Origin of the sequence: uncultured Gemella sp. (assembly GCF_963537375.1) — a bacterium.
Taxonomy (GTDB): domain Bacteria; phylum Bacillota; class Bacilli; order Staphylococcales; family Gemellaceae; genus Gemella.
This window is the reverse complement of sequence record NZ_CAUTDQ010000023.1, coordinates 24,749-31,826: the sequence shown is the minus strand read 5'-3', so window position 1 is coordinate 31,826 and position 7,078 is coordinate 24,749. Positions and strand designations below refer to the sequence as shown.

Here is a 7,078-nt window from a genome sequence, read left to right as displayed (position 1 = left end):
AAAATAGAAATCCGGGGCTGGAATTTTTTCCATGCCCCGGATTTAGTATACAACCACATAAAGAATTTACAGAGTTTTATTCACACTCCCTCTTACTCTTACTTTTATATTATTTATTAAAACTTTTATAATTCATTTAATCTACATTTAAAATTCTTAAATATACTTTACTTTATTTTTTATTGCTGTAGCAAATAAGATTTTCAAGGATATATTTCACATAATATCTGAAATATCCCCTATCTTAGACTCTTTACTTTTAATATTATTTTCTTTTATAGAGTTACTAATACCTTATTTTATAGCTATAAAATTATATATTTACTTAACTTTCTCTGTATAATAACCCGTCTTATAACTCGAATAAGCTAGTTCTACCTTATCCATTAGACTTGCTAAAGTTACGATAATTCCTATAACAAGTAATATTGTTACAGATTTTTTATATTTAATCACTATCCTATCATACATATTATTCACTTCTTTTCTTATACTGGTTGACAAAATCTATAGCCATGAGTAGCACATCTATCATCATGCATTCTATCAATATTTCCTAATCCTGTAAAAAACCATACGATAAAATTATCAAAACTCCCTTCCCCTCCTGAAATATCCAAAAGTTCTTTTTCTGATAATCTGTAAATTTTTGTTCCCTTATTCATTTCTATCTTCCTCCATAATATCCATTTCTATAACTATTATATGCTAATTTTACCCTATCATATAAACCAAATACCGCTTCTGTTGTTCCATATATAGCTAATCCGCGTAATATAATTGCTGGAATCGCTCCTCCATTTATTTTTTCTAATTCATCTGTATTTATTTGTACTAATTTCATGTAGTATTCTCCTTAAACTTTATTCTGTAAGCTTACACTTTTTATTATAGACTATTTAAATATTTTTTGTTGTTTTTTTCCTAAATGGTCAATTTTTTTACTTGAACGGTCAATTTTTTAAATTTTATCTTAAAAAATAAAACTGACTTAAAAACTTTTTTAAAATCAGTTTTACTTTTTATATTATTTCTTCTCATCTAGCATAAAACGCGTTTCTATACTGAAAATTCCATCTTCTGGAGCATAAGCTTTTATTACTTCTTTATGTTTTTCAGCAATTACTTGAGCCATAGATAAACCAATACCGTATCCTTTAACGTGGCTATTTCTTGATTCATCTAAACGATAAAATCTATCGAATACTTTTCGTAAATCTCCTTTTTTTACATTAGCTTTATTAGTTGAATTATTGCTTGTTGATCTCCGTTATAATAAAGATTACTGTCAATATCTGTAGCAATGAATTTCTTTTGGAAATTAGCTAATTCATTAAAATCATTTATACGAGATTTTAACGTATTTGTCAAGTCGAACTTCACTCTTTCTACTGTATCTTTTTCTTCCATTCTACTAAAAGCGACTAAGCTATTAACAAGACTAGTTAGACGTTCTACTTGATTTTGAATATTTTTAGTCCATTTAGAATTGCCATGCTCAAATTCTAATACATCGGTATTGGAACTAATAATAGCTAATGGTGTTTTTAATTCATGACTAGCATCTGTAATAAATTGCTTTTGCTTTACATAACTCTGTTGGATTGGTGCTATTACTTTTTTTGATACCATTACAATAATTATAAGTACAGATAAGATAACTATAGAAGATATGATTATTGTATTTCTAACAAATGAATAATAAGGCTCTAAGTCTCTTTGACAATTTAAAAACAATATAACATTTCCAGTCTTAGTTTCTGCTTTTAAATATCGATAACTTCCTATAAAACCACTCTCTTGTCCATTAGTATATATTTTATCAATATAACTTTGCAAATCTTTCTGCGACGAAATCAAAGCATCATCTCGATAAGAATTTTCGATCTTCCCTTCAGAATTTACTTTCGCTACAGAAAAACCTGTTGAATCAGTAGTGCTAGATGTATTTTTAGTTATCACTAAATCATTTTCTGCACCTTCTTTGAACAGGGCAACTAATGTTTGTGATTTTGCCGTTTCATGTAGTGTTTTATCTATTCGTTGCTCCAACTTATAATAGTTAATAAAATTTAGAGTTACTGCCATTAAGGTTATAACTACTGCACCACTAATTACTGCTGAAGCAACAAATTTTCTTCTAAGACGCTTGAACATAGACTATCTCCAATGTATATCCAACATTTCTAGTTGCTTTAATTTGAATATTAGCATCTAATGCTTTCAGTTTTTTCTTAAGTAAGAAATGTTAACCCAAACTACATTAATCTCTGAATCACTATCATAACCCCAAATTCTTTCTAGAAATTGTTCTGTTTGAATAACATTCCCCGGATTACGCATTAGCATTTCCATCATTTGATATTCTTTATTTGATAGTCTTACTTTATCTTTATCAGTAGATAACTCGAAAGTATATTTACTCAAACTAATATTTCCTAATTCAAGAACATTACTCGTAAATGTTGCCTGTCTTCTTGTCATAGCTCTTACACGTGCTAGTAATTCTTTAATAACAAATGGTTTTGTTAAATAATCGTCAGCCCCGCTGTCAAGACCATATACTTTATCTTCTACTTCTGATTTCGTCGTTAATAGTAGTACAGATGTATTTTTTTATTTTCTCTCAATTTTTTAACTACTGTTACTCCATCCATCTTCGGCATCATAACATCCAATATAGCTCCATCATAGTCATCAAGCACCGGATAATCTAATGCATCCTGACCATTATCAACTGTATCTATCGAATAATTATTATGCTTTAGCATCGCTTCTAGAGCATCTGCTAAGTCTCTTTCATCTTCTGCTAGTAATAGTCTCATTTCTCAACACTCCTTACTTTATTTATATATATAGTAGCTTCCTGTCAAGCAAAAGGGAAAATGTCCTAAATTATCAATTAAAAATAGAGAAAAAAAATCCTTAAAAATAAAAATATGTAGAAGCCCTTCCGCGCTATCGCTTGGATGAGCCAAAAGAGAATGATAAAAAAGGCGAAGCCTTATTTTAATCATTCTTTTTGACTATACTAAAGATTATCGAAATCACCTTTAGCTATCGAATTATCAATTTTAGATATATATTTTTAGAGTCTCCTGTTCATCAAAGTAAGCACCGACAATCATACCAGTAGAATCATCGATAGCGATATGAAGAGAAGTTGTTTTATTGTCGAACCATTTATGAATACTCGCATCCATTTGAAGAAGTTCTCCAAAATATTTTTTTCTAGGTCTACTAGGATGAACATTAGATAAATCATGGATAGTTTCTATAGAAGTAGAGTTTATCCCTTTGAGTAGAGTGAATAGAAGGAGTATTCTTTTGTTTAATTCTACGTTTCATTAAAGCTTTAATTTTTTTAGTAGCTTTAGGAGAGACAATATCAGCATCAAATAAGATTTTAGCTACAGAAGTTCGACTAATTTTAATATTTTTTTCATCATGAAGTATTTCACAAAAATGTGAGAAAGAAAAATCATAGTAAGTATCTTTATACCAAGAGACTATTTGATGTTTGATAGAATCAGGGATTTTATTACTAGGTGAGATGCCAGTGTTTTTATGAATAAAACCAGTAGCCCTTTCTGTTTCAGCCACTTTTATTAACCGATTAATTTGTTTTTCAGTTATATTGAGAAGAGAAGCCGCACGTTGTTTTGTGATAACATCTGTCATTTTATTTCCTCCGAATATTATGATTTTATTATAATATATTTTTATTGCATTGGGACATTTTCCCTTTTCTCTATTTAAGATATTATCACTTTTCATTCACAGATATTAGAAAGTAGAATTATAGAGAGGTTGACTTTTTGAAATTCAGATGATAAAACAATTTCTATACTATCTCTTTTTACCCCTAATAATTCCTATATATGATATAATTAATTGAAAAAGAATTTGTGGAAGGATGTAGTGGTGTGAAAGATCATTCTTATTATATGGAGATGGCGCTAGAAGAAGCGCGGAGAGCGTATGCTAAAGGAGAAGTTCCGATTGGTGCTGTGTTGGTTGCTGATGGTGAGGTTATTGCAAAAGCTCACAATACTCGTGAGGAGCATCAACAGGCTTTAAATCATGCGGAGATGTTAGCTATAAAAGAAGCGTGTGAAAAACAAGGTTTTTGGAGACTGGATAATAGTTATTTATATACTACGGTAGAACCGTGCGTTATGTGCAGTGGAGCTATTGTCCAAGCTAGAGTTGAAAATGTTATTTATGGTGCAAGTGATCCTAAATACGGGTGCTGTGGGAGTTGCATTGATCTAGTAGGTGAGAACAAGTTTAATCATCAGGCAGAAGTTATTTCAGGAGTGTTAGAAGAAGAGTGTTCGATGCTTATGAAAAACTTTTTTAAAGAACTTAGGGAAAAGAAAAAGAAACAGTGATTTAATATATTATGGTTAGTCCAAAGATCTTAAATTTTATAAAAGTTTATATTAAATCACATAGGTGTAATAGGGTATTGATATGTAAATTCGGTTTATAGAAGATTTTTAGATATCTAATAAATTTTGTGAGGGTAACTCGATAAAGTCGATTTTTCTGAAATCGTGATTTTTGAGTCGTTTCCATATAAAATAATAAAAAATATTAATATATAAATATAATGACGATAAAAACATTTTATTAGGAGATGTCGTCATTTTTTATTTTAAAATAGTGGGATGGAATCGGTAATTACTTAATAAAAATAAACTTTAGAAAGAAACTGAAAAAGATGAAATTTTCTAATATTTAAGTCGTTTTTTGCTACCATTATTAAATAAAATTTGATACAATTAACTTAGAAAGTATAGAGGCGTTTTAATGAAAATAGAAAATGTAATAAAAAAGTTTAATCAAGAGGAAATATACCTTTGTCCAAAGTGTTTATCAGAATCTCACATAGAGGGTATCAGTCTTGTTTGTAATGAAAATCATCGTTATGATTTTTCAAAAAAAGGCTATATTCATCTGATAAATAATTATAAACCGACGAAATACAGTGAGGATTTATTTAAAGCTCGTAGCAAAGTCTTTAGTAATGGTTTTTATGAAAATGTATTAAAGAATATTCAAAATTTGATTGAAAAGTATGCTAAAGATGTTGTGTTGGATATTGGTTGTGGAGAAGGATATTATATTAAGAAATTGAAAACAGTATTTCCTGAGAAATATTTTTATGGTTTGGATAATAGTAAAGATGCGATAGAGTTAGCTGTTAAAGAGGATAAATTGAATCCTTATATGGTGGCTAACTTAGCTAATCTTACGTTTAAAGACGGAAGTGTCTCATGCATTCTTAATATATTAACTCCTGCCAATTATGAGGAGTTTTTTAGAGTGTTAGGCGATGAAGGATATTTGATAAAGGTTATTCCAAACGCAAATTACTTAAGAGAGATTAGAGAGTTGATCGGTGGGAAGGAATATACTAATAGCGATACTGTAAAATTGATTGAGGAAAATTGTACCATCGTAGAAAGATTAACTGTAAATGATACATTCCAATTGACTAAGGAACAAGCTGCAAGTTTTCTGAAGATGACACCTTTAACATTTTCTAAAGAAATTACAGATTCGGATATTAGTAGATTAAAAGAAATCACGATAGATTTAGAGCTTTTAGTTTGTAAAAAGTAGATCAAGTTGCAAAAAAGGAAAATTGTGAAGGAGGATAGAAGTATGAATCTTGCAAAATACGATCAAGTTGTTGAAGTAAAAAAATATGTAAAAAAACCATGGACAACAAGTTGTCTTGATTTTTCTATAAAGGATGAAAATACATATCTTATGAGAGAAGCTAGTATTCGTCAGACAAATTATTATTTATGTAAAAAAGATGACAAAGTATATCTAGTGGATAGTGATAACCATAAAGATGAAATAAGCTGGGTAAATCTAGATAAGTTTGTTGAAATAGAAGAAGGTGATGCAACCTATAGAAGATATAGGGTATTAAAGTAAATTGACAATTGAATAAGTAGACGTTAGTTATAGTTTGTAAGTGTAGTACAGGAAAAAAGAGGAGAAACATTATGTACGTGGCATACGATAGTAAGGATGAAGTTTTTAATGCATTGGATAAAGATATAGAAAAAAATAGAGAGTATCATTGTCCTATATGTGGGGGAAGAGTAATTTTTAAAAAGGGAGTAAAGATTCAGTCGCATTTTGCACATGCAAAAAATTGTTCGTGCGAGTTTGAGACTTATAAAAAAGAGAGTAATGAACACCTTGAAGCGAAGAAGGATCTTTATGAACATTTTAGAAAAAGATATCGTAATGTGGAAGTCGAACATATTTTTAAAACAGGGGAAAATGATATTCAGATAGCTGATGTATTTATTAAAGATAATAGTATCGCTTTTGAATATCAAAGATCGGTTATTCCTTTTGAACTTATTAAGGCAAGAACGAGAGGATATATGAAAGCCGGATTAAAATTAATCTGGTTAATTGATACAAACAAATTTATAAAAGAATTGAAGAGTTATGATGGTATAAGTTATATTAGATATGCGCCATTCATCGATAATTTTTTAAATTATTATCAAGGGAAAGTATTCTTTTACGGCTGGGATAATATAAATAAAAAATTTGAATTTTACCAAATTTGGGCTCATAATTTGAAAAAACGAAATGCTGTTTGTATAAAAACTAGTTTGAGCATTGATGAGTTTGATGTACCACTTGATTTGAAACTGCTGGATAAAGATTTAACGTCTAAGTTATATCCAGAGGATGTTGAAAACTATGTCTACGAACAAATAAAATATGATAAAACTGTAAAAAATAAAGTTTTGAGTATGTTTTATAATCAACATATAGAGTTGAATAATATACCTGAAGTAATAGGTGTGAATATGTTGGAACAAGTTCTTATTAGAACCCCACTTGTCTATTGGCAAGGGTTGATGTATAGATTCTATAAAGAAGGTAAGAGTTATTCTGAACTTATAAGAATAATGAGTAATATTATAGAGTTTAAAGATAGTATTTATATTAATAATGTTCAACAAGGAGAGATTTTCTTAAAAGTATTCAAAGCGTACTATGCTTTATTGGTTGAGAATGAGAAGTAAGAGGA

General features: G+C 29.2%; 12 protein-coding genes. 4 read left to right on the top strand and 8 right to left on the bottom strand.

Annotated features, from left to right (window positions below):
- Window positions 1-321: 321 nt before the first annotated feature.
- The 8 genes from RYK99_RS05815 to RYK99_RS05780 all read right to left on the bottom strand — a co-directional run bounded on the left by RYK99_RS05815 (window position 322) and on the right by RYK99_RS05780 (window position 3,681).
- Window positions 322-456: a hypothetical protein gene (locus RYK99_RS05815; protein ID WP_314990930.1), complete on the bottom strand. Its 135-nt coding sequence runs from the start codon at window positions 454-456 to the stop codon at window positions 322-324.
- A gap of 32 nt (window positions 457-488) precedes the next feature.
- The gene (locus RYK99_RS05810) at window positions 489-665 is read right to left on the bottom strand and encodes a hypothetical protein (RefSeq protein WP_314990928.1); all 177 of its coding nucleotides are present in this window, start codon (window positions 663-665) and stop codon (window positions 489-491) included.
- A gap of 2 nt (window positions 666-667) precedes the next feature.
- Window positions 668-844, bottom strand: a complete 177-nt coding sequence (locus RYK99_RS05805) for a class IIb bacteriocin, lactobin A/cerein 7B family (protein WP_314990927.1) — start codon at window positions 842-844, stop codon at window positions 668-670.
- A gap of 383 nt (window positions 845-1,227) precedes the next feature.
- On the bottom strand, window positions 1,228-2,157 hold the full coding sequence (locus RYK99_RS05800; protein WP_314990925.1) for a HAMP domain-containing sensor histidine kinase: 930 nt from the start codon (window positions 2,155-2,157) through the stop codon (window positions 1,228-1,230).
- Between the two features lie 66 nt (window positions 2,158-2,223).
- Complete coding sequence (locus RYK99_RS05795; RefSeq protein ID WP_314990923.1) at window positions 2,224-2,484, bottom strand: winged helix-turn-helix domain-containing protein; 261 nt, start codon at window positions 2,482-2,484, stop codon at window positions 2,224-2,226.
- Between the two features lie 107 nt (window positions 2,485-2,591).
- Entirely contained in the window at window positions 2,592-2,825 is a 234-nt protein-coding gene (locus RYK99_RS05790) for a response regulator (protein WP_314990921.1), read from the bottom strand.
- A gap of 249 nt (window positions 2,826-3,074) precedes the next feature.
- Entirely contained in the window at window positions 3,075-3,203 is a 129-nt protein-coding gene (locus RYK99_RS05785) for a hypothetical protein (RefSeq protein WP_314990919.1), read from the bottom strand.
- Between the two features lie 58 nt (window positions 3,204-3,261).
- Entirely contained in the window at window positions 3,262-3,681 is a 420-nt protein-coding gene (locus RYK99_RS05780) for a hypothetical protein (protein ID WP_314990917.1), read from the bottom strand.
- Window positions 3,682-3,926: 245 nt separating this feature from the next.
- On the opposite strand from RYK99_RS05780, the gene tadA reads away from it, so the two are divergent.
- The 4 genes from tadA (at window position 3,927) to RYK99_RS05760 (ending at window position 7,073) form a co-directional block, all read left to right on the top strand.
- Window positions 3,927-4,394, top strand: coding sequence for a tRNA adenosine(34) deaminase TadA (gene tadA / locus RYK99_RS05775; RefSeq protein ID WP_314990915.1), 468 nt, complete (start codon window positions 3,927-3,929; stop codon window positions 4,392-4,394).
- Between the two features lie 421 nt (window positions 4,395-4,815).
- A complete protein-coding gene (locus tag RYK99_RS05770) occupies window positions 4,816-5,631 on the top strand; it encodes a methyltransferase domain-containing protein (protein ID WP_314990913.1) in 816 nt (271 codons plus the stop codon).
- Between the two features lie 42 nt (window positions 5,632-5,673).
- A complete protein-coding gene (locus RYK99_RS05765; protein WP_314990912.1) occupies window positions 5,674-5,955 on the top strand; it encodes a hypothetical protein in 282 nt (93 codons plus the stop codon).
- A 71-nt stretch (window positions 5,956-6,026) separates the two neighbouring features.
- A complete protein-coding gene (locus RYK99_RS05760) occupies window positions 6,027-7,073 on the top strand; it encodes a competence protein CoiA family protein (RefSeq protein WP_314990910.1) in 1,047 nt (348 codons plus the stop codon).
- The last annotated feature ends 5 nt before the right edge of the window (window positions 7,074-7,078 follow it).